Annotated in this window: 22 protein-coding genes and 1 riboswitch; of the genes, 12 read left to right on the top strand and 10 right to left on the bottom strand. The window is 64.2% G+C overall.

The genetic code is table 11. From position 1 onward, the window contains the following. Positions 1–85 precede the first annotated feature (85 nt). The 5 genes from BOS5A_RS02520 (at position 86) to BOS5A_RS02505 (ending at position 4,816) form a co-directional block, all read left to right on the top strand. Positions 86–1,159, top strand: coding sequence for a catalase family protein (locus BOS5A_RS02520; RefSeq protein WP_151953652.1), 1,074 nt, complete (start codon positions 86–88; stop codon positions 1,157–1,159). A gap of 488 nt (positions 1,160–1,647) precedes the next feature. Beyond that, positions 1,648–2,616, top strand: a complete 969-nt coding sequence (locus BOS5A_RS02515; protein ID WP_151953651.1) for a hypothetical protein — start codon at positions 1,648–1,650, stop codon at positions 2,614–2,616. Between the two features lie 172 nt (positions 2,617–2,788). Then, complete coding sequence (locus BOS5A_RS16215) at positions 2,789–2,914, top strand: hypothetical protein (RefSeq protein WP_267903804.1); 126 nt, start codon at positions 2,789–2,791, stop codon at positions 2,912–2,914. 188 nt (positions 2,915–3,102) lie between these two features. Further along, on the top strand, positions 3,103–3,681 hold the full coding sequence (locus tag BOS5A_RS02510) for a recombinase family protein (RefSeq protein ID WP_151953650.1): 579 nt from the start codon (positions 3,103–3,105) through the stop codon (positions 3,679–3,681). 865 nt (positions 3,682–4,546) lie between these two features. Then, positions 4,547–4,816: a hypothetical protein gene (locus BOS5A_RS02505; RefSeq protein WP_151953649.1), complete on the top strand. Its 270-nt coding sequence runs from the start codon at positions 4,547–4,549 to the stop codon at positions 4,814–4,816. A gap of 339 nt (positions 4,817–5,155) precedes the next feature. On the opposite strand, the gene thiC is transcribed toward BOS5A_RS02505, so the two are convergent. From thiC to BOS5A_RS02480, 5 genes are all read right to left on the bottom strand, one after another. Beyond that, on the bottom strand, positions 5,156–7,054 hold the full coding sequence (thiC, locus tag BOS5A_RS02500; RefSeq protein ID WP_151953648.1) for a phosphomethylpyrimidine synthase ThiC: 1,899 nt from the start codon (positions 7,052–7,054) through the stop codon (positions 5,156–5,158). 37 nt (positions 7,055–7,091) lie between these two features. After that, positions 7,092–7,202: riboswitch (TPP riboswitch) on the bottom strand. Positions 7,203–7,326: 124 nt separating this feature from the next. After that, positions 7,327–8,337 carry a ferritin-like domain-containing protein gene (locus BOS5A_RS02495; RefSeq protein WP_151953647.1) on the bottom strand — a complete coding sequence of 337 codons (1,011 nt, stop codon included), beginning with the start codon at positions 8,335–8,337 and terminating at the stop codon, positions 7,327–7,329. Between the two features lie 17 nt (positions 8,338–8,354). Then, positions 8,355–9,317, bottom strand: a complete 963-nt coding sequence (locus tag BOS5A_RS02490; protein WP_151953646.1) for a ferritin-like domain-containing protein — start codon at positions 9,315–9,317, stop codon at positions 8,355–8,357. A gap of 210 nt (positions 9,318–9,527) precedes the next feature. Next, entirely contained in the window at positions 9,528–10,535 is a 1,008-nt protein-coding gene (locus tag BOS5A_RS02485; RefSeq protein ID WP_151953645.1) for a ferritin-like domain-containing protein, read from the bottom strand. A gap of 35 nt (positions 10,536–10,570) precedes the next feature. Beyond that, entirely contained in the window at positions 10,571–11,536 is a 966-nt protein-coding gene (locus tag BOS5A_RS02480; protein ID WP_151953644.1) for a ferritin-like domain-containing protein, read from the bottom strand. Between the two features lie 137 nt (positions 11,537–11,673). Between BOS5A_RS02480 and BOS5A_RS02475 the strand changes: the two genes are divergently transcribed. Both BOS5A_RS02475 and BOS5A_RS02470 read left to right on the top strand, forming a co-directional pair. Beyond that, on the top strand, positions 11,674–12,276 hold the full coding sequence (locus tag BOS5A_RS02475; protein ID WP_151953643.1) for a sigma-70 family RNA polymerase sigma factor: 603 nt from the start codon (positions 11,674–11,676) through the stop codon (positions 12,274–12,276). Beyond that, positions 12,266–12,970, top strand: a complete 705-nt coding sequence (locus BOS5A_RS02470; protein WP_151953642.1) for an anti-sigma factor — start codon at positions 12,266–12,268, stop codon at positions 12,968–12,970. The genes BOS5A_RS02475 and BOS5A_RS02470 overlap by 11 nt, the downstream gene beginning before the upstream one ends. A gap of 3 nt (positions 12,971–12,973) precedes the next feature. On the opposite strand, the gene BOS5A_RS02465 is transcribed toward BOS5A_RS02470, so the two are convergent. The 4 genes from BOS5A_RS02465 to BOS5A_RS02450 form a co-directional block, all read right to left on the bottom strand. Beyond that, positions 12,974–13,843: a MipA/OmpV family protein gene (locus BOS5A_RS02465; RefSeq protein WP_151953641.1), complete on the bottom strand. Its 870-nt coding sequence runs from the start codon at positions 13,841–13,843 to the stop codon at positions 12,974–12,976. 65 nt (positions 13,844–13,908) lie between these two features. Then, complete coding sequence (locus tag BOS5A_RS02460; RefSeq protein ID WP_151953640.1) at positions 13,909–14,319, bottom strand: DUF2141 domain-containing protein; 411 nt, start codon at positions 14,317–14,319, stop codon at positions 13,909–13,911. Beyond that, the gene (locus BOS5A_RS02455; protein ID WP_151953639.1) at positions 14,264–15,073 is read right to left on the bottom strand and encodes a sterol desaturase family protein; all 810 of its coding nucleotides are present in this window, start codon (positions 15,071–15,073) and stop codon (positions 14,264–14,266) included. The genes BOS5A_RS02460 and BOS5A_RS02455 overlap by 56 nt, the downstream gene beginning before the upstream one ends. A gap of 10 nt (positions 15,074–15,083) precedes the next feature. After that, positions 15,084–15,617 carry a GNAT family N-acetyltransferase gene (locus tag BOS5A_RS02450; RefSeq protein WP_151953638.1) on the bottom strand — a complete coding sequence of 178 codons (534 nt, stop codon included), beginning with the start codon at positions 15,615–15,617 and terminating at the stop codon, positions 15,084–15,086. Positions 15,618–15,779: 162 nt separating this feature from the next. On the opposite strand from BOS5A_RS02450, the gene crtY reads away from it, so the two are divergent. The 4 genes from crtY to BOS5A_RS02430 all read left to right on the top strand — a co-directional run bounded on the left by crtY (position 15,780) and on the right by BOS5A_RS02430 (position 20,384). Next, a complete protein-coding gene (crtY, locus tag BOS5A_RS02445; protein WP_151953637.1) occupies positions 15,780–16,952 on the top strand; it encodes a lycopene beta-cyclase CrtY in 1,173 nt (390 codons plus the stop codon). Between the two features lie 65 nt (positions 16,953–17,017). After that, entirely contained in the window at positions 17,018–18,502 is a 1,485-nt protein-coding gene (locus BOS5A_RS02440) for a phytoene desaturase (RefSeq protein WP_151954456.1), read from the top strand. A gap of 252 nt (positions 18,503–18,754) precedes the next feature. Next, positions 18,755–19,336: a TIGR00730 family Rossman fold protein gene (locus tag BOS5A_RS02435; RefSeq protein WP_151953636.1), complete on the top strand. Its 582-nt coding sequence runs from the start codon at positions 18,755–18,757 to the stop codon at positions 19,334–19,336. A 94-nt stretch (positions 19,337–19,430) separates the two neighbouring features. After that, the gene (locus BOS5A_RS02430; protein ID WP_151953635.1) at positions 19,431–20,384 is read left to right on the top strand and encodes a phytoene/squalene synthase family protein; all 954 of its coding nucleotides are present in this window, start codon (positions 19,431–19,433) and stop codon (positions 20,382–20,384) included. A gap of 77 nt (positions 20,385–20,461) precedes the next feature. On the opposite strand, the gene BOS5A_RS02425 is transcribed toward BOS5A_RS02430, so the two are convergent. Next, a complete protein-coding gene (locus tag BOS5A_RS02425; RefSeq protein ID WP_151953634.1) occupies positions 20,462–20,692 on the bottom strand; it encodes a hypothetical protein in 231 nt (76 codons plus the stop codon). A 143-nt stretch (positions 20,693–20,835) separates the two neighbouring features. Between BOS5A_RS02425 and BOS5A_RS02420 the strand changes: the two genes are divergently transcribed. Next, entirely contained in the window at positions 20,836–22,650 is a 1,815-nt protein-coding gene (locus BOS5A_RS02420; protein WP_151953633.1) for an ABCB family ABC transporter ATP-binding protein/permease, read from the top strand. Positions 22,651–22,700: the final 50 nt, after the last annotated feature.

Here is a 22,700-nt window from a genome sequence, read left to right as displayed (position 1 = left end):
TTGCAACGCTCTCTATGATCCAGATTAACTACGGGAACACGGTGGCGTGTGCCCGAGTTGGGAGTCGATTATCCGGGAGACTCTCATGACGCTGCCACCGCCGGTCCGCTTCTCTCCTGCGGTTGAAACCGTCGAGTCCGACGAGCAGCAGACGATCGCCGACATCAACGCGGCGTTCGACCAGCTGCTCGACAAGACCGCTAAAGATTACGGCCACGCCGTCCGCTCGGTCCATGCCAAGGCGCACGGCATTCTGGCCGGCGTGATGACGATCCATGACGGCCTTTCGCCCGAACTCGCGCAGGGGATGTTCACAACGCCGGGCGAGCACCGCGTCTTCATGCGCATCTCGACCAACGCCGGTGACATCCTGCCCGACACGGTCAGCCTGCCGCGCGGGCTGGCGCTCAAGGTGCTCGACGTCGATGGCGAGCGCCTGCCCGACGCAGAAGGGCGCACGCAGAACTTCGTGATGGTCAACGGGCCGGTGTTTCAGAACAAGACCGCGGATCAGTTCCTCGGCAACCTCAAGCTGCTGGTGAAGACGACCGACCGTGCCGAAGGAACCAAGGAAACGATGTCCTCGGTCCTGCGGGGCGTCAACGCCGTCCTGTCGGCGGTCGGGATCGAGAGTCCAACGGTCCAGACGCTGGGCGGAGCACCGAACAGCGATCCGCTCGGCGAGACCTATTTCAGCGTCACGCCGTTCCGCTATGGTGACTATATCGCCAAGTTCGCGGTCGTGCCCGTGTCGAAGGGGCTGACCGACCAGACCGGCACCACGATCGACGCGAGCGGGCGGCCGGACGCGCTGCGCGAGGTCATGCGATCCGAAACGCAGGTTCTGGACATGGTCTGGGAGCTGCGCGTCCAGCTGTGCCGCGATCTCGAGAAGCAGCCGATCGAGGATTCGACCGTCGAGTGGAAGGAGGCCGACGCGCCGTTCCAGACGGTCGCGACGATCCGCGCCGAGCCGCAGGACAGCTGGAGCCCGGAGCTTGTGCAGGAGGTCGACGAGGAAATGCGCTTCTCGATCTGGCTCGGCCTCGAGGCGCACCGCCCGCTCGGCAACATCAACCGTGCGCGCAAGACGCCGTATGAGCATTCGGCGCAGTTCCGCGCTCGGTTCAACCGCTGCCCGATCCACGAACCGGCATAATATGGAACGACCGGAACCGGCGTTGCCATGCCGCGATTCCTCTCCGGCAGTCTCTCGCCCGCTGTCTCTTCGAATCTTTGCTGCGTCGCGTCGGCGACGTTACAGGCTATTGTCTCCATCTCTCAGCGCAATCCGCGCTGTCGAGCAAATGAAGTTCGGGGCCTATCGCGCGAGAAGGCGCGCGATGAGGGCATGCCGCCGCCCATGGTCGCCGTCGACGCCCGTTCGATCCAGCCTTTTCGCTGACGCGAATGATAATGGTGCCCAGAAGAGGATTTTGCCGATATCCCCATAAGGCACTGAGGAACAACGATTTTTATTTAGGCCGCTGTCACTGTTGGCAATGCCTGATGTAACAGTTTCCCCTTAGCCGTGGCAAGGGGCTTGGCGATGTGAGTCCGCAACAGGGACTCGATCAGTTGCACTCAAGCGGGTGGTGCCTATGATTTGCAGCCTGTAAATACCCAACTGGATAGATCGGCGCTGCAATGATGGAACTGCCCTCTACCGAGCAATTGCCCGAGGAGTTTTCAAAGTCCGTTCCTATCCAGCGGTTCCACCGATTTGCGATGGTCCGGGACAAAGGCGTAACGCGGGTGCATTTCGGCCTTCTAGGAACCGACAATGTAAATAACTATTTCGTTGCAGACCTTAGCGCAATGAACACTATAGCGCTGGAGTTTCAATCCCTTGCGGCCAATGCAAATCAAACCGCTCCAACTGCCGAAGTGCAGGGCATACAAATAGCATTTGATACGGTGATGGCCTTCGCCGGTAATTACCTAGGCGGAGACGGCATCGCCGCTTGTGAGTTTCGCTTTATCTCACCAACGGGCAATCAGTTCGTTACGATAATTGGACCCAATCTTGCTGCTGAGCTTGCAGGTAGCCTTGCAGAAGCACTAGCCGCATTGCCTCAACCCCCTGTGGTAAACCGCACAAAAATCAGTGAGGCATTCAACGTCAACGTACCCGGAGAACCTCATAGTAGCGGTGAGATAAGCACTTACTTTGGACAGGATTATGATACGGCGATACTAAAGGCGCTTGGGGTATTAGTCGTCCGCGCTAATCTTCTAGAGAAAAGTATGATTAGGCTGTTGGCAAAGCTGGCTGGCATATCGCAGAAGAAGGCATCTTCACTATTCTATTCGACCGTCAACATGGGCGCTCGGATTGATATGATTAGATCGCTCATGGATAGCGTTCCTGATGAAGACAAGAAGATTAGAATTAATAAAGCCCTCGATAAAACGAGAGCAGCTACCGGACGCAGAAACTCTCTAATACATGGCGACTGGGAGTTTAAGCGGGGTAAGTTTGAGGTTTCCTCATTTGAGCCAAATAAGAAAGAAAAGAGAAAGGTCCAAACCGTCACCCATAAATCGGTTGAGTTGCTGGCATCTGACTATCGGGTCGCAGGAATGCTGTTGGAGGCTGAGGCTCACGGCCTCTGAGGCCAGCGGCAAACCGCCTACGACCTATTTTTGCTAGAGATACGCGAGAGGGTAATCAGACTATTCTGAGCGTCCTAGTTCCCCCGTATCCCTACCCGGCCCGTTGGCGAATATGATACTCCTGCCGACCGATCCCGCCAGCATGTCGGGAATGGAATGACGGGAGAACGCAATGGCTCGGAATTATGTGGCTGAGGTCAAGGAACGCGAGGCCGATCAGCCATGCTTCCTATTGCTCAATCTGAATGAGAATATCGGACTAGGCGGTAAGTCGCTCTATCTCGACTTGCCCGAGTGAACCGGGATCGCTGAGGCTGAGGCATTGCGGGATGCCCTGCACAAATCGGGCGCTACGATCAGGCTGGCATAACTGCATCGAAAACGACCGGTTACGATACAGGCTGGATCATTGTATCCAAACCTAGCTTGACAGGCGTATCGATACAGCAGATATAGCGAGCCACCTATTCGATACAGGAGGCCGCTATGGCTCGCACCTTCGCCTACTGCCGCGTCAGCACTGCCGATCAGACTACCGATAATCAGGTCAGGGAGATTGAGGCCGCAGGCTTCAAGGTCGATCCCAAGCGTATCGTAGCTGAGACGGTATCCGGGTCCGTTGCTGCCATGGAGCGCAAGGGCTTTGCCAAGCTGGTCGATAGGCTGGAAGCCGGGGATATTCTGATCGTGACCAAGCTAGACCGGCTAGGCCGCAATGCCATGGACGTTCGCAGCACAGTCGATAGCCTCGCCAAGGAGGGGGTGAAGGTCCATTGCCTAGCCCTAGGTGGCGTCGATCTGACTAGCCCCGCTGGCAAGATGACCATGGGCGTTATCGCTGCCGTCGCTGAGTTTGAACGGGACTTGCTGGTAGAGCGGACGCAAGCCGGGCTGACCCGTGCGAAGGCTGAGGGCAAGGCGCTTGGCAGGCCATCGGCCCTGACGGTCGAGCAGCAAGCTACGATCCGCGAGCGCCGTAGCGAGGGGGTATCCCTTGGCGTCCTCGCTGCCGAGTACGGGGTATCCCGCGCTGCCATTCAACGGGTCGAGAAGCGAGCCGCCTGACGACCCGGCTAGATCGCCCGGAAACGGCCCGCCAGACTCGATATGGGAGGCTCAGGGTATCGACCTAGCCGGGATACCGTGGCGACTCTGTACGGGGCTTATTCTGTAGCGGCAGGGACGGGACCGATTATGGGACCGTATGGCATATAGGAAAATCCTCGTTCACATCCGGTCCTATTCAGTACCGTCTTGCAATATACACCATTCATCACCGCCAGCGTCCGTTTAGCCGGAGCACCGTAAGCCGCATTAGCGGCAGGGCATACGCAACTGCTAAGATACTGAAGGCCGCAAGGCTTAGCTTAAGAGCGACGGGCTGTGCCATCTTTGATTAGATGATGCAGGGTATCGGACCACGGGCAATACAAGCTGCGCTAATCAAACTCAACGATCATGCTGCTGTAGTGCTCCTCCATAGTGACAGAACGGATTTACTCAATCCGGTTATCTATCTGTCCGGGGGGACCACGGGATACAGCTACATCTCTCAAATCTAACGATCATACTACATTAGTATAGATCATTGGCACTCTACGGCTTGATAGCATGGATGCCATACACAGTCTCATTCTTCTGATAGGCTCAGATAGTTATCATCCTTTCCTGTTCGGGTGATCGCTATGCATACCCTGAGCCTATCCGAGGAATGACTGCCATCATCCTCACCATACGCATTGCTCATCAATCCCTAATTCCCAGCGGCCCTGAGCAATTGCCAGCCTGCTAGCTATAGCATTGCCCTAGTTGGTAGCTAGCAGGCGTACCCTTTCCATAGCTTCAATATATCCGCTTGGCTTCGCTTATCCATAAGCGGGGCATCTGTGTCTTTTGTCAGGACAGTACACAATCAATTAAAGGACCGACCATGACCATTGCAACCGTTGATATGAACCGCATTAATAATGACCGGGTAGCGGTCTACCTTGCTTCCACTGATCGCCGTGTAACCATTGGCGTTCGCTTTGCCTTGGAAGCCCTTGGCATTGAACTGCCCGACTTCCTCCGCCGTGGCCGTCCCGGTCCCCGTCCTAATCGGGTCAACAAGATGATGGACGCACTGGATGCCGATACTGGCAATCCGAATACCTACCGCCAAGAGAAGCTCAAGATTGGCGCTTTCGCTCCCCGCTCATAATTTAATCGGACAGGAACAGCCATTGTCCGTCGTCAGATCATTTGGCGCATCTCGCGGCGTAAATTAGTGGAGTGCGGGCCTCGTCTGGGGGTTGATGTTAGGCGGCGCGCTTGCGGTGCTGCAAGCGTCGATGTTCGATGGTTTGTCGCTTCGCTGACCGAAACGCCATCCCTTCCGAGACACCGCCGCCGGTGAACAGCCCTCTACCCACCACACCCCAACACCGTCAAACACTTTTTGCAATTTTGTTGCAGAGATGAAGAAAAAGAACGGATTTACAGGCACTTGGATGGCATTCTGCGAGGCGCCAGATGAGCACCTTGGCGAATCACCTTGAGGTCAATCGGCATCCTTCAGGTAGATTTCCGACCCGGAATCGCGGAATCGATCGCTCATCTGGGCCATCCCCGCTTCGGCGTCGGGTATTGCGGGACTCGCGGCGAGGAATCCCTCCGCGCCCTGATTCTGCTTCGCGGCAAAATCGCGGACCTCCTGCGTGATCTTCATCGAGCAGAATTTCGGCCCGCACATCGAGCAGAAATGCGCCGTCTTCGCGCCTTCTGCCGGAAGCGTCTGGTCGTGATACTGCTCCGCCGTGTCCGGATCGAGGCTCAGGTTGAACTGGTCGCGCCAGCGGAACTCGAACCTCGCGCGGCTGAGCGCGTCGTCGCGCATCTTCGCGGCCGGATGCCCCTTCGCCAGATCGGCGGCGTGGGCGGCGAGCTTGTAGGTCACCACGCCGACCTTCACGTCGTCGCGGTCCGGCAGCCCCAGATGCTCCTTGGGCGTGACGTAGCAGAGCATCGCGGTGCCGTACCAGCCGATCATCGCCGCGCCGATACCGCTGGTAATGTGGTCGTATCCGGGCGCGATGTCGGTCGTCAGAGGCCCGAGCGTGTAGAACGGTGCCTCGCCGCAGACCTCGAGCTGCTTGTCCATATTCTCCTTGATCTTGTGCATCGGCACGTGGCCGGGGCCCTCGATCATCACCTGAACGTCCTGCGCCCAGGCGCGGTGGGTGAGCTCGCCAAGCGTGTAAAGCTCGGCGAACTGCGCTTCGTCATTGGCGTCGGCGATCGAGCCGGGGCGCAGGCCATCCCCGAGCGAATAGGCGATGTCATAAGCCTTCATGATCTCGGTGATCTCGTCGAAGCGTTCGTAGAGAAAGCTCTCCTTGTGATGGGCGAGGCACCATTTCGCCATGATCGAGCCGCCGCGGCTGACAATGCCGGTGACGCGCTTCGCGGTGAGCGGCACGTAGGGCAGGCGGACGCCGGCGTGGATGGTGAAGTAATCCACGCCCTGTTCGGCCTGCTCGATCAGGGTGTCGCGGAAGATGTCCCAGGTCAGATCCTCGGCGATGCCGCCGACCTTTTCCAGCGCCTGATAGATGGGGACGGTCCCGATCGGGACGGGCGAGTTGCGGATGATCCATTCGCGGGTATCGTGGATATTGCGCCCGGTGCTGAGGTCCATGACCGTGTCGGCGCCCCAGCGGATCGACCAGACGAGCTTATCGACCTCGGTCGCGACATTCGAGGCCACCGCCGAATTTCCGATATTGGCGTTGATTTTCACCAGGAAGTTGCGGCCGATCGCCATCGGCTCGGATTCGGGATGGTTGATGTTGTTCGGGATGATCGCGCGGCCGCGGGCAACCTCGTCACGGACGAATTCGGGGGTCACATAATCGGGAATGGCCGCGCCGAAGCTCTCGCCATCGCGAACATGGTTCCGCAGCATCTCGCGCCCGAGATTTTCGCGGATCGCGACATATTCCATTTCCGGGGTGATGATCCCGCGCCGAGCATAGTGCATCTGGCTGACATTCGCGCCGGGCTTTGCGCGCAGCGGCCGCGTCACGACGTTGGGAAAGGGCTGCACGCCGCCCGACCGATCGGGTCCTAGCTGGCCATTATCCTCCGGGCGGAGTTCGCGCGCGTCATAGGCTTCGACATCGCCGCGCGCCATGATCCACTCGCGGCGAAGCCGGGGAAGGCCTGCGTTGATGTCGATCTGCACCTTCGGATCGGTGTAAGGCCCGGACGTATCGTAGACGTTGAGCGGCGGTTCGCCGCACCCGGCTTCCAGGTCGATCGCGCGCATCGCAACGCCGAGCGGCCCGACATGAATCTTGCGACTGCCGCGGATCGGCCCGGTCGTCACGCCGATATCGCTGCCGGATTGCCGCGGGCTTCCACCGGACGAACGCAAGATCGGGGAATCAATATCGGCCATAATTCTCAACTCCAATTGCGGAGGAGAACGGGCCGGTGGCGATGGACCGCTCCCTCCCTACGCCGGTGTCAGCCGGATCAGGTTCGGCGGGTCGAGGGCTGCAGCCCTCCTCTCAACCGCGGCGATAGCGGTCCCCCGGGGATGGATGGCGTTGTAGGCGGTCGGGATTGCTGCGTCCAGCGTCGCGGCGTCAGACGAGGACGGCTTTGCCGCCCTCGCTGTCCGCCGTGACGTCTCCTTGGATTGCCGAAGCAATCCAAGGGCGTCCGCGCTCAGTTCGCGGCGCTCGTCTTTACGTTGCCGTTGGCGCCTGCGGGCAGGAAGCCCCCAGACGTTACCGCCGCCTTGTTCAGATACAGGATGTTGAGCACCTGCTGCGGGGTGCGCGAGTAGATGAGGCCATTACCGTCGGTCGCGACGATGTTCGATATCGTCGCGTCGGTGTTCGTCACGCCCTGGTCGAGGTCGCTCGTGCCATCGAGCGAGTCGCGCGCATCGGAGATCAATCCTGCGTTCGTCCGCAACGATGCGTTGCTCGCGCCCTTGGCGTAGATCGTCGAACGGAGCAGCCCGGCGTGATAGCTCTTCACGCCGTGCAGCCCCGCCGCCGCGTCAATCAGCGTGGTGTAGACGAGCGTCGTGATCGCACCCTTGTAGGCGGTCGGCACGACGTCGGTCAGCAGAAAGGCCGAAAGCAGGAAATTGTCGTCGCCGGCATAGGGATCGAAGGTAGCCCCCGCCGCAACGATCCCCGCCGCCTGCGCCGCCTTGGTGAAGGCGCCGGTCGCGCCGCCGTCGATGTTGATCGCCGGCTGGTCGATCGCCGCCGCCCCAAGGAAGCTGCGCAGCACCGAGATGTGCGCGGCGCAGTCCAGCGCGAGTTCGCGCGCATTCTGCTGGAGGATCGCGTCGGTAAAGGCCACCTGCCGACCGCCCGTCACCGCGCCCGGCGTCGTGCCGAACGAAACCCCCTGCGGCGCGGTGCCGACCGCGGCCTGCCAGTAGAAATGCGCCTCGATATAGGCGACGTTCAGCGCAAAGTTCAGGACATCGATCTCGGCCTGGCTGAAGGTCGGGGTGGGCGTCGGGGTCGGCGAAGAGGTCGGTGTCGGCGTGGGAGACGGCGACGGGGTGGGCGAGCTGTCGCCGCCGCACGCCGCCAGCAGCGACAGTCCGCCGACCGCCGCGGCGCTGCCGCCTGCCACCTGGAGGAAGCGCCTGCGCTCGTGCCGCGTGCGCTCTTCGTTGCTCAGGATCGCCGAGCCGGTTTCGTGCTTGTCCATGATCTCTCTCCCCGGGCTCAGTTCGCGACGCTGGTCTTGATGTTGCCGTTGACGCCGGCGGGGAAGAACCCGCCCATCGTCGCCGACGCGCGGTTCAGGTATACGATGTTGAGGACCTGACCCGTCGAGCGCCCGAAGGCGAGGCCCGACGTATCGCCGGGCGCGATGTTCGACGCGGTGCCGATGCCGGTGGCGACCGCCGCGATGCCCTGGTCGAGATCGGCAGTGCCGTCGAGCGAATCGCGCGCATCGGAAATCTTGCCCGCATTCTGGATGAGGTTCAGCGAGGGCGTTGCGATCCCCTTGCGATACAGCGCGTTGCGCACCGTCGCAGCATGATACGCCTCGACCGCGAGGATTCCGGCTGCCGCCTCGAGGAAGGTCTTGCTCGAAAGCAGCGAGGCCGCCCCCTTGTAGGCGGTGACGCCGACATCTTCGAAAATGAACGCGCCGAGCAGGAACGCCTCGTCCGACGCATAGGGATCGAACGCTGCGCCCGCTGCGACCACACCCGCCGCCTGCGCCGCGGCGCTGAATGCGCCGGTGGCCGAGACGCCGACGTCGATCGCCGGCTGTGCGACGGTCGCGGTGCCCAGCGCGCCGCGCAGGAACTTCACATGCGCGAGTTCGTCCGCCGCAATTTCCTTTGCATATTGCGCGACGACGGGATCGGTGAAGCTGACCTTGCGCCCGCCGGTCGCGGCCCCGGCCGTGCCGACGGTTCCGCTCGTCACCGAGGAATCGAGCGCGGTGCCGTTCGCAGCGAACGAGTAGAAATTCGCCTCGAGATATTCGAGGTTCAGCGCGAAGTTGAGGATATCGGCATCGGTCACCGTCTGCGCGGAGGCGGCATCGGCAAAGGCGAAGGCGCCCGCGCCGACCGCGGCAGCCCCCATCGCGGCCAGGAAAAATTCGCGTCGATCGTTTCGCCGCTCGGCACGTGCCTTAAGCACGCCCATCATCTCTTCGCTGTCCGCCATCTGCGCCGTCCCTTCGCTAGCAGCCGCTTCCTACGACGAAGCGCCCTGCCCGCGCGTTGGGACAAATTCCGGGCAATGTCTATGTCCTAAGGCCGCGCCGCGATTTTGCCGCGCGACGAAGCGCCCCAAACGCACGAAGGGCCGAGCGACGAAAAGGGCGGCACCGTTGCCGGTACCACCCTTCCCCGCAGGACCCGAAGTCCTAAAGCGTCAGTTCGCGCCGCTCTGGGTCAGCGCCGGGTTCGCGTTGCGCGTGCCGGTCGGGAAGAAACCGCCGCTGCTCGCCTGCTTGTTGGTAAGATAGGCGATATTGTGGACCTGCGCGACGGTGCGGCTGAACGCGATGCCGTTGCTGTCGGTCGGCACGATGTTCGACTGGCTCGAATCCGGACCTGTCGTGCCTTGATCGAGATCGGTCGTCCCGTCTAGGCTGTCGCGCGCGTTCGAAATGCTATCCGTCGCCGACCGCGTGGTCATGCCCTTGGCGTAAAGCAGCGTGCGGACGAGCCCCGCATGATACGCTTCCGCCGCAAGAATGCCGGCAGCGGCTTCCAGATAGGTCTTGTTCGAAATCAGCGTCGATCCACCCTTGTAGGCGGTGACCCCGACGTCTTCGAAGATGAACGCGCCGAGCAGGAAGCTTTGGTCGTCGGCATAAGGGTCGAAGGTGCCGGACGAGCTGACAAGACCCGCCGCCCGCGCTGCCGCGGTGAACGCGCCGGTAGAGCCGCCATCGATGTTGAGATCGGGCAGCGCAATCGCCGCCGATCCCAGCGCGCTGCGCAGGAAATTGACGTGCGCGACCTCGTCGCCGGCAATCTCGCGCGCATATTTGGCGACGATCGGATCGGAGAAGTTCACCTTCCGGCCGCCGGTCACCGTCCCGACATTGCCGATCCCGCTGGTGAGCGCGGGCGACAACGGCGAGCCGAAGGCCGCATAGGAATAGAAGGTCGCCTCGAGATATTCGAGGTTGAGCGCGAAATTCAGGACGTTGATGTCCTGCTGCGCCGACGAGGAGGTCGGGGTCGGGGTCGGCGTCGGCGACGGGGTCGGCGTCGGGTTGAAGCCGCCATCGTCGTCACCGCACGCGGCGAGCAGCGACAGCCCGCCGACCGCCGCGGCGCCGCCGCCGGCAACCTTGAGGAACCGGCGCCGTTCGGCCCGGCGATGTTCCGATGCCTCGACAATGGCGAGCATGGTTTCGTTCTGGATCATGAGGTCTCTCCCTGGGAGCGGACAGGCGCGAAGGCTTAGTTCGCAGCGCTCGTCTTGATGTTGCCGTTGACGCCTGCGGGGAAGAACCCGCCCATCGTGACCTGCTTGTTGTTCAGATAGACGATGTTGAGCACCTGTCCGGTCGACCGGCTGTAAGCGAGACCGTTGGCGTCGAGCGGGACGATATTGGAGACGGTGCCGACCCCCGTCGTCAGGTCTGCCACGCCCTGGTCGTCATCGGTTGTGCCATCCAAGCTGTCGCGCGCCTTGGAGATCGCCTCAGTCGCCTCGATCAGCTTCAGCGACGGTGTCGCCATGCCCTTCGCGTAGAGAACGGTGCGCACGATCGACGCGTGATACGCCTCGACCGCCAGAATGCCCGCTGCGGCTTCGAGGAAGGTCGGGTTGGTAATGAGCGGCGAAGCACCCTTGTAGGCGGTGACGCCGACATCTTCGAAGATGAACGAACCGAGCAGGAAATTCTCGTCGCTCGCATAGGGATCGAACGTCTGGCCCGACGTGATGAGCCCGGCAGCGACCGCGGCGCTGCTGAACGCGCCGGTAGCGGAGGTCCCGACGTCGATCGCCGGCTGCGCAACGGCGGCACTGCCGAGCGCGGTACGGAGGAACTTCACATGCGCGATCTCGTCGAGCGCGATTTCCTTGGCATAGGCGGCGACCAGCGAATCGGTGAAAGCAACCTTGCGCCCACCGGTAGCGACGCCAAGCGTGCCCGTCGTGCCGGTGGTGATCGTCGGGTCGATCGGCGTGCCAAAGACCGCATAGGAATAGAAGTTCGCCTCGAGATATTCCAGGTTCAGGGCAAAGTTCAGCACGTCGGCATCGGTCGGCGCCGACTGCGCGCTCGCGACATCGGCAAAGGCGAACGCCCCCGCACCAACGGCAGCAGCGCCGAGGGCAGCAGTGAAGAAGGCTCGGCGATCTTCCCGCCTGCGCACCCGTGTATCGAGCATCGCAATGGCTTCGGCTTGATCTGTCATCGTCGGCACCTCCCTTAAAAACACGCCTTCACGACGCGCGCTTGCGTCGCGAACTTCCTTTTTCTTCAAAGGCAGATACGAGCGGCCACGATTTAGGATGCGTAAGCAGGAAAATATTTCTAGAAATCGCCTAGAACATGACCAGCGAGCAGCTCCCCCCCGCCCAATCCGGACCGCACTCTGGCCAGGCCGCAGATCGCGCCGCGCTGGTCGAGGCCCTTGTGGCGACCGGCGCAGCCGATCGCGGTGCCTTTCAGCGCGTCTATCGAATGACGTCGGCGAAGCTGTTCGGCATCTGCCTGCGTATCTGTGGCGAACGACGCGCGGCGGAGGATGTGCTGCAAGAGGTATACGCCATAGTCTGGCGCCGGGCCGGCGCCTTCCAGCCGGGACGGGCCAGCCCGATCACCTGGCTGTGCACGATCGCGCGCAACCGGTCGATCGACTGGCGGCGCGCACAGCGCACAGCGCCCGCGCCGCTGCTCGACGAGGCGGACAGGATCGCCGACGAGCGGCCGCTGGCCGACGCGGCGCTGCTGCGGACGGAGGAAGCCCAGCGGCTGCACCTGTGCCTCGACGAACTCGAGCCGCGCCAGCAGGGCGCGATCCGCACCGCGTTCTTCGGCGGCCTCACCTATTCCGAGATCGCCGAGCGCGAGGGCGTGCCGCTGAGCACGATGAAAAGCACCATTCGCCGCGGACTGCTGCGGCTGCGCGATTGCCTGAACGATGCCGACTGATCCCCGCCTCTCCCCCGACGACAGCGTCACCGCGGCCGAGCTGGCGCTCGGGCTGCTCGATGGCGGCGAGCGCGCCGATGCGCTGCGCCGCTCGCTCGCCGAACCGGCCTTCGCCCACGAGGTCGAACTGTGGCGCGATCATTTCGCGACGCTGTTCGCGGTCGGGGCCGATGTCGCCCCCGACGGGGGGATCGAGGACCGCGTGGCACGCGGAATTGTCGACGCATCGCCCACGCGCTGGTGGAAGGGCGCAACGATCGCGCTCGGCGCGCTGGCCGCCGTGCTGGTGCTCGCGCTGCTGCTGCGCCCAGGCGCCGCACCACCACCGCCCGCCGTCATCGCCCCGGTCGAGCAGCCCGCGCCCATGGTCGCGGCAATGACTCCGACCGACAAGGCGAAGGGCGCCGCGGCGTTCGGGCTGGTCTATGACAGCGCCCGCGGCGAGGCGCGCATGGCCGGCGACGTGTCGCTTCCCGCCGGGCGCGATGCCGAGGTCTGGACGATCGGCGCGGACGGCACGCCGCGATCGCTGGGCATCATGCCCGCCAGCCACATCCTCGCAGTGCGCGCCGCCGATCGCGCTCGGCTGGCGGAGGGCATCACGCTCGCGGTTTCGATCGAACCCAGCGGCGGATCGCCAACCGGCCTGCCGACCGGCCCCGTGGTGGCGACCGGCAAGCTCGTCAGCGCATAGGCCTCAGAACGTGTAGGCGAGGCCCAGCGCGCCGAGCCACTGGCTGCGCGACCCGGCGATGCTGACGACGGGACTGTCGCCGAAATCATTGAGCAGCCGGCCATAGGTGCCGCCGGCCACGACCTTCCAGCCGTGGAGCAGATCGCCGGTCAGCGCATAGGTGCCGAGCGCGCCGAGCGTGTAGTTCTTCCACCCGCTGCGCGCGCGATAGGCGGGCAGCCCGCTCGCCACCGCCTGCGTAGACGTCACGGTGAAGTAGGTGTCCGCATAGCCGCTGTCGGCATGCTCGGCCGACGCGAAGAGCGCGACGGCGGCCTTGCGGCTGAGTGGTGTTAGGTAGTTGACCGTCGGCTGCCAGATACCGCTGTCGTGCGCGCCGGCGACATCGTGGCGATAGCTGAGCGACACCGACAGGCGGTCATAGGGGCTGGTGATGACGCCGGTCTTGCCGACTCCCACATAGCCGCCGAGTTCGATCGCGGTATCGACCTTGCCGAGCGCGCGGATGCGGGGATCGTCGATGCTGTTCAGGCTCGACCGATTGAAGTTGACGACCGCGATCGGCCCCGCCTGAAAGTCGATCCCCTCGCCGCCGCGATCGGGGATCAGATCGACGCTCAGCCGGTTGCCCGCAAGCACGAAGCCGAAACCCTTGTACGATCCGATCGCGCCCGGCGCGCCGGTGATCCGCGAATCGTCCGACCCCTCATAATCGGGGATCGAGACGATCGCAGCGCCGACGGTGATCGTGTCGCTGAACTGTTTTTCGGGTGCCGCGGTGTCGGGCGGCGTTGCGTTGACGGTGTTCTGCGCGATGGCGGGCGTGGCGACCGCGCAGGCGAGCGCGGTGAAGATTGAAAAGCGAATGGACATGGATACCCCGAACCTGATTTCAGGGGCGTAACACTTTCACCCGCCTTTGGGTCCGCGCCGTGCGGTCACAGGATGTAACGCATCCGAATCTGTTGCTTTGCGGCATCACCCCCGATCGTGAAGCGCGCTGCCGAAAAGCGCGGCGGGCCGAAGCCGATCGCCGGGTTGCGCGAAAAGCCGAAGCCCTCCTTCGGAATGCCCGCAAAGGTATCGAGCTTCGCATTCCCGTTCTCGTCGTGGATCACGGCAATCGCATAATCGCCGTGGGGAAGCCCCGCGAAATCGAGCGCGCGCGTGGCCGCGGGGACCGAGCGGGTCAGCGCCTGCGCGTCATCGACGCAGGACGGGAAGTTGTCGGGATCGGCGGTGAGGCAGACGCGCAGCAACCCCTTGGCGGAGCGCACATGATCCACCCCGAGATCAAGCCGCGTGGTCGGCACGGCTCCGATGAGCGGCAGAAGCGCGACCGCTGCCATCGCCACCGCGATCCTTCGCCCGGGCGTGCGCCCGGGCGAAATCGCCGATGCCCCGATCGGTGCCGCAGAGCCGGTCCCAGACGCGGAAGTAGAGGCCATAGTTACACCCGTATTGCTCGTGATGACGCTGATGATGGCTCGCTGTGATCAGCCAGCCCCCTAATGCCCCCGTCCACATGAACCGCGGGAAAACCTCCCATCCCATGTGATTGGTCACCCCCATAACCGTCATCACCGCCAGCACGAAGCCGAGAGCGGCGACGTGGATCGGAATCACGAACACCAGTAGCGGAATTATCACAGCCCCGGTCAGTGCCTCGAACGGGTGGAACGCCATCGCCGCCCAGGCGGTCGGCGGGCGGCTGGCGTGGTGGACGGCGTGGGCGAGACGGAACGGCACCGGCCGGTGCATCCAGCGGTGCGTCCAGTAGAACCACGTGTCGTGCGCAAAGAGGTAGAGCAGCACCGAAACCGGAAGATACCAGAGCGGCATCGCGTGAGCATCGGAGTAGATCGCCGTCCAGCCGCGATTCTGCCATCCCCAGGCGACGACGCCTGCAGGAACGCCGTAGATCGTGGCCGAGGCAAGGCTCCACACGATCTCGCGGCGCATCTGAACGTCGAGGCCGGTATACAGCCCCGGATGCCGCCACTTCGTCGCCGCGGCGAACGCGCCCGAGGTGACGAGATAGCGCACGCCGACGATCAGCGTCATCGCAAGCGCGGACAGGATGATGGCGATGGCGACCGTCATGCGCGACGCCTTAGCCGATCGCGCCTGCCCCCGCCATGCGATCATAGATGCCGATAGGTTCGTCGTGGTAACGGCCGATTGTTCGCAGTACATAGCCCATGCGCTCGCCGAGCCGGATCGAAGCGGTGTTGCCGGCATCGATGATGCAGCATGTCCGGGCGATATTCTGACCATCTGCCCAGCCGAGCACCGCTGCCAGCGCCTCGCGAGCATAGCCCTGCCCCTGCGCTGCGCCGGCGAGCGCCCAGCCCAGTTCTGGCGCGTCGTCGATCGCGGGTTCGATCTCACGGCGAGCTTCGAGCAGGCCGATGTCGCCGATGACCCGGCCGTCGCGCTCGACGACCCACGAGCCGTAGCCGAACGCCGTCCACTGCCCGATCGAACGGAGCAGCCGCAGCCACACCTCCTCGCGCGACCGGGGCTTGCCGCCGATAAAGGCATAGACCGCGGGGTCCGCCCACATCGCGGCAAGCGCGTCGAGGTCTTCGATGCGGTGGCCGCGCAGGGTGAGGCGGGACGTGGTGAGCGTGGGCGCGTGGGTCATGACGCTGCCGTAACCCGAATCGTCATCCCGGCGAAGGCCGGGATCCACCGCGCCACGGGCCCGAGGGGATGAGTGGATCCCGGCCTTCGCCGGGATGACGAGCAAAGAGCGCCATGAAATCCGGTTTGCGGCCTCAACCCTTTCCGCTACGCGCTAAACCACATGGCGAGCGTTCAACACTGCGACCTGGCGATCGCTGGCGGGGGCCTGGCCGGCGCGCTGATCGCGCTGGCGCTGGCCGAGAAGCGCCCCGATCTCGACGTGCGGATCATCGAGGGGGCAGACACGATCGGCGGCAACCACGCCTGGTCGTTTTTCGGCGCCGACATCGCGCAGGGCGAGCGCTGGCTGATCGAGCGGCTCGTGGTCCATGCCTGGCCCGGCTATTCGATCGCGTTCCCACGCGCGGTGCGCCAGCTGCCCCAGCCCTATTACACGATCGAGTCGACGCGGCTCGATGCAATCGTTCGGCAAACGCTTGCGCCCGAACGACTGACATTCGGCGCGACGATCGAAGAGGTGACGCCGACGACGATCCTGCTGGCGAACGGCGACCGCGTGACCGCCACCGGCATCATCGACGCGCGCGGCCCCGGCGATCTGACCCGCACGATGGACCTCGGCTGGCAGAAGTTCGTCGGGCGCGATTACCGGCTGGAGGCGGCGCATGGCCTCGCCAACCCGATCGTGATGGACGCCACCGTCGAGCAGATCGACGGCTACCGCTTCGTCTATGCCCTGCCGTTCGGGGTGAAGCGGATGTTCGTCGAGGACACCTATTACAGCGACACTCCCGACCTCGACGTGAAGGCGGTCGGCCAGCGCGTCGCGGCATATGCCGCCGCGCGCGGCTGGCAGCCGAAGCGCAAGCTGCGTGAGGAAACGGGCGTGCTGCCGATCACCATCGGCGGCGATTTCGAGAGCTATTGGCGATCGACGGGCGCCGGCGTCGCCAAGGCGGGGATGCGCGCGGGGCTGTTCCAGCCGACCACCGGCTATTCGCTCCCCGACGCGGTGCGCCTCGCCATCGCGATCGCGGCCGAGCGCGACCTGTCGGGCGCACACCTCGCGACCTTCACCCATGATTATGCCGCCGCCGCGTGGCGCAGCCAGCGCTTCTACCGGATGCTGAACGCGATGCTGTTCCGCGCCGCGCGGCCGGAGGAACGCTGGCGGGTGATCGAGCGCTTCTACGGCCTCGGCCCCAATCTCATCCGCCGATTCTATGCCGGGCGATCGACCTTCCCTGACAAGGCCCGTATCCTGACCGGCAAACCGCCCGTCCCCGTCGGCCGCGCGATCAAGGTCCTGAAGGAAACGTCATGGCGAGCGTGATTCAGCAGAGCGGTATGCAATCCGGCACAATGGCCGGCACGATGGCCGGAATGATGCCCGGCATGATGGCCGGCGGGCAGAAACATGCGGTCGTCATCGGCGCGGGGTTCGGCGGACTGGCGCTCGCGATCCGGCTGCAATCCGCGGGCGTGCGCACGACCGTCGTCGAGGGACGCGACAAGGCCGGCGGCCGCGCGTATTTCTGGGAGAAGGACGGCTTCACCTTCGATGCCGGGCCGACCGTCGTCACCGATCCCAATTGCCTGAAGGAGCTGTGGCAGCTTTCGGGCCGCGACATGGCCGACGACGTGACGCTGGAGCCGGTCTCGCCCTTCTACCGGCTCAACTGGGCGGACGGGACGAACTTCGACTATACCAACGACGATGCGGTCCTGAAGGCCGAGATCGCGAAGCTCAATCCCGAAGATGTCGCAGGCTACGAACGCTTTCTCGAATATGCCGGCGACGTCTACCGCGAGGGCTACGAGAAACTGGGCCACGTCGCGTTCCTCGACTTCGCGTCGATGGTGAAGGCAGCCCCCGCGCTCGCCAAATACCAGGCGTGGCGGTCGGTCTATTCGATGGTGTCGAGTTTCGTGAAATCGGAGAAGCTGCGCGAGGCGCTGTCCTTCCACACCCTGCTCGTGGGCGGCAATCCGATGACGACGAGCGCGATCTACGCGCTGATCCACAAGCTGGAGCGCGACGGCGGGGTGTGGTTCGCGCGCGGCGGAACCAACCGGCTGATTGCGGGGATGGTCACGCATTTCGAGCGGCTCGGCGGTACGGTAAGATTGAACGACCCGGTGTCCCGGATCGATACGCTGGGCGAGCGGGTGACCGGCATCGAGACCGCAAGCGGCTGGCGCAGCGAATGCGACATGCTGGCCGCCAACAGCGACATCATGCACACCTATCGCGACTTGCTGGCGGACAGCCGCAGCGCGCAGCGGGTCAAGGCGAAGCTGGAGCGCAAGAAATATTCGCCCTCGCTGTTCGTCGTCCATTTCGGAGTCAGGGGCACGTGGCCGGGCATCCCGCACCACATGATCCTCTTCGGCCCGCGCTATAAGGGCCTGCTGTCGGACATCTATGACCACGGCGTCTTGTCGCAGGACTTCTCGCTCTATCTCCACCACCCGACGATCACCGATCCGGCGATGGCGCCCGAAGGCTGCTCGACCTTCTACGCGCTGGCGCCGGTGCCGCACATGGGCAAGTTCCCGGAAAGCTGGGACCTGGTGAAGCCGATCCTGGAGAAGCGCATCCTCGACGAGGTCGGGCGGCGGCTGATCCCCGACATCCACGACCGGATCGTCACCAAGTTCAGCTATTCGCCCGCCGACTTCGCGACCGACCTGAATGCGCATCTCGGCAGCGCGTTCAGCCTGGAGCCGACTCTGACGCAAAGCGCGTGGTTCCGCGTGCACAACCGCGACGACAACATCCCCAACCTCTATTTCGTCGGTGCGGGCACACATCCGGGCGCCGGGATTCCGGGGGTCGTGGGAAGTGCGAAAGCGACTGCGCGCCTGATGCTGGAGGGGTGAATGCGGTTCAGAAGGCGCTAAGGCGCTAAGAAGAAAGTTCGTTCACGCGGAGGCGCGGAGGCGCGGAGGATGAGCTTGGCAATCGTTCCGCGGCAGCAACTGAATGATCTTGAGCCGCCACGGCGGCTCGAAGGAAAATCGAAAACTCCGCGTCTCCGCGCCTCCGCGTGAACAAACCTTCTTCGCGTCTTAGCGCCTCCTCTGAACCCTCTTCCCTTTGCTCCCGCCAAAAACCAAGATACGGCCAGCCTCATGAAACGCCTCGCCATCTACTGCGGCTCCGCCACCCCGGCCGACCCCGTCTACATCGATTCCGCCCGAGCGATCGGCCGCACCCTTGCCGAGCGCGGAATCGGCGTCGTCTATGGCGGCGGGCGGCTGGGGCTGATGGGCGCCATCGCCGACGCGGCACTTGAGGCGGGCGGCGAGGTCATCGGCGTGATCCCGCAGGCGCTCGTCGATGCGGAGGTCGCGCATCGCGGGCTGACCGAACTGCACGTTGTCGGCGGGATGCACGAACGCAAGGCCAAGTTCACCGATTTGGCGGACGGCTTCGTCACCATTCCCGGCGGCACGGGCACGATGGATGAATTGTGGGAGGCGCTAAGCTGGGCGCAGCTGGGTTATCACGCCGATCCCGTCGGGCTGCTCAACACCGCGGGCTATTACGATCACCTCATCGCCTTCTGGGACAAGATGGGCGAGGTTGGTTTCCTGCGCCCGCAGCACCGCGACCTGCTGATCGTCGATGACACCCTCGACGGGCTGCTCGCAAAGATGGCCGATCATGTGCCGACCAAGCCGATCGTGCGGATGAGCCACGCGGATTTGTGAAACTGATCTCGCAAAATCCTACTCCCGCGAAAGCGGGAGTCCAGGGCCCCCAGCGTCGTCGTTTTTGGTTCTGGCCTCCCGCTTTCGCGGAAGTATGCATCGCGTGAATGTCGCCCTCCCCACCCGCGACGCAATCGTCGCGACCGCGCGGGAGTCGATCGCGCGCGGGTCGAAGAGCTTCCACGCTGCCAGCCTGTTGTTCGACCGGCCCACCCGCGAACGGGCGTGGCTGCTTTATGCGTGGTGCCGCCGCTGCGACGACATCGCGGACGGGCAGGATCACGGCCACGACCTGACCCGGGTGGAGGATGCTTCCGCGCGGCTGGCCGAGATCACCGCCAAAACCGAAGCCGCGCTCGCCGGGCAGATCGTCGGCGATCCGGCGTTCGACGCGCTGGGCATCGTCGCCGGCGAAACCGCGATGCCGCACCGCTTCGCACGCGACGTCATCGCCGGATTCGCGCTGGACGCCGACGAGTGGCGCCCGCGCAGCGAGGCCGATCTCTACCGCTACTGCTATCACGTCGCCGGCGCGGTGGGGTGCATGATGGCGATCGTCATGGGTGTCTCGCCGGACGATGACGCGACGCTGGACCGCGCGTGCGACCTGGGCCTTGCCTTCCAGCTCGCCAATATCGCGCGCGATATCGAGGAGGATGACCGCGGCGGCCGTTGCTATCTGCCCGAGGAATGGCTGGTCGAGATGGACATGCCGCCGGGACAGCACATGAAGCCGCCGTTCCGATCGCGACTATCGGTGCTCGCGCGGCGGCTGGCGTCGCTCGCCGCGCACTATGAAGCGAGCGCACGGCTCGGTGTGGCGGCGCTGCCGTTCCGGTCGGCATGGGCGGTGCTGGCCGCGGCGGGCATCTATGGCGATATCGCGCGCAAGGTCGCGGCGCGTGGGGATCACGCATGGGATCACCGGGTCACGACGTCGCCGGCAGAGAAGCTTGGGTGGATCGGGCGGTCGGCTATCGAAGCCGCGGGGCGTGGAACCGCCAAGCAGACACCGCGTGATCTCTCGCTATGGTCCCGCCCTCGCTGACGAACGTGTCCCCGCGAAGGCGGGGACCCAGACTGGGCTCCCGCCTGCGCGAAAGCACATATGATGCGCTAAACGAGTTAGCCGCGCGTCGGCAGCTTTCCGCGCTCGGCGACGATCATGCCCGACTGGCGGCACTGCGCTGAAATCACCGGGAACTCCAGATCGGTGTTGCGGGCCAGCGCGTTGGCCGCATCCGCGCGGCACTGCGCCATCGTGCTGTAATGCGCCGGCTCGACGCGCGCCGCTTGGCACTGCGTGGTGCCGTCGCCGCACCCCAGGATCGCCATCACAAAGAACACCGGTTCCATCGTCCGCTCCCTTCGCAAGGGAAAACGGATTGACACGGTGAACGGTTCCGCAGCTGCGACGACCCGCGCCTGACATTGGCTCGCGCGGCCACCCGAGCGATCCTGCTTGCGCGTGCCTCTCACCATGCCGACATAGGCAAACGATGCCGCCAATGACTTCCGAACCCTCGCGCGATCAGCCCCTGCTGCCGACGCTGAGGCGTTTCCTCCCCTATCTCTGGCCCGCCGGCGCGCCGCGGCTGAAGGTACGCATCGTGGCTGCGATGCTGTTCGTCGTCGCGTCGAAGCTGACCCAGGTCTTCGGGGCGGCCTATACGCTGAAATATGCGGTGGACCGGATGGCGTCTGGAGACCGCAGCGTCGCGACGCTCGTGATCCTGCTGGTCGTCGGCTATGCCGCGGCGCGCTTCTCGACGACCCTGTTCGACAATCTGCGCAATGCGGTGTTCGAACGCGTCGGGCAGGATGCGACGCGCAGGCTGGCGGGGCACGTCTTCGCGCATCTCCACCGCCTGTCGCTGCGCTTCCACCTCGAACGCCGCACCGGGGCGGTCACTAAGGTGGTCGAGCGCGGCACGAAGAGCATCGATACGATGCTGTATTTCATGCTCTTCAACATCGCGCCCACCATCTTCGAACTCGCGCTGGTGCTCGGCATCTTCTGGACCAATTTCGGCCTGTGGCTCGTCGCCGCGACCGTGGTGATGGTCGCGATCTACATCGTGTTCACCCGAATCGTGACCGACTGGCGCAACGCGCTGCGCACCCGGATGAACGACCTCGACACCGGCGCGGTCGCGCATGCGGTCGATTCGCTGCTCAATTTCGAGACGGTGAAGTATTTCGGCGCCGAGGACCGCGAAAGCCGGCGCTATTCCGCGGCGATGCAGGCCTATGCCGATGCCGCGACGAAGTCCGAGAACAGCCTCGCCTGGCTCAACGTCGGGCAGGCGTTCATCACCGGCGCGATGCTGGCGATCGGCATGGGGGTCATCGCCTGGGGTTGGGGGCAGGGCCGGTTCTCGCCCGGCGATGTGGTCTTCGTCTCGACGCTGCTCAGCCAGCTCTTTCGCCCGCTCGATCTGCTCGGCATGGTCTATCGCACCATCCGCCAGGGGGTGATCGACATGGCCGCGATGTTCGATCTGATCGATACCCAGGCCGAGGTGAAGGATGCGCCCGGCGCGCGACCGCTCCAGGTCGGCGCGGGGCATGTGCGGTTCGAAGGCGTGCATTTCGGCTATGACGCGGACCGCGAGATCCTGAAAGGCATCGATCTCGACCTCGCCCCCGGCACCACACTCGCGGTGGTCGGGCCCTCCGGCGCGGGCAAGTCGACCCTCGCAAGGCTGCTCTACCGCTTCTACGACCTGACCGGCGGGCGGATCACGATCGACGGGCAGGACATATCGCAGGTAACGCAGGCGTCGTTGCGCGCCGCGATCGGCATCGTGCCGCAGGACACCGTCCTGTTCAACGACACGATCGGCTACAACATCGCCTATGGCCGTGAGGGCGCCGACGACACCGACGTCCGCGCCGCCGCCCGCGGTGCCGCGATCGCGCCGTTCATCGAAGCGCAGACCGATGGCTACGCCACCCGCGTCGGCGAGCGCGGGCTGAAGCTGTCGGGCGGCGAGAAGCAGCGCGTCGCGATCGCCCGGACGCTCCTCAAGAACCCGCCGATCCTGATCCTCGACGAGGCGACGAGCGCGCTCGACAGCCGCACCGAGGCCGAGATCATGGAGACGCTCGAACAGGTCGAACGCGGCCGCACCACGATCGTCATCGCGCACCGCCTGTCGACGATCGTCGATGCCGACCAGATCGTCGTGCTCGATGCCGGCCGCGTCGCGGAGAAGGGCACCCACGCCGAGTTGCTGAGGCGCGGCGGGCTGTATGCGGAGATGTGGATGCGCCAGCAGGCCGAGCGCGAGGAGGCGCTGGCGGCGGAGTAGAGAGGCGGCAGTTTCACCCCGACAGCGAACATTGCATGAGTCGGCGCCCT

Origin of the sequence: Sphingomonas sp. EC-HK361 (assembly GCF_902498785.1) — a bacterium.
Classification (GTDB): domain Bacteria; phylum Pseudomonadota; class Alphaproteobacteria; order Sphingomonadales; family Sphingomonadaceae; genus Sphingomonas.
This window is presented reverse-complemented; position numbering and strand designations above follow the sequence as displayed.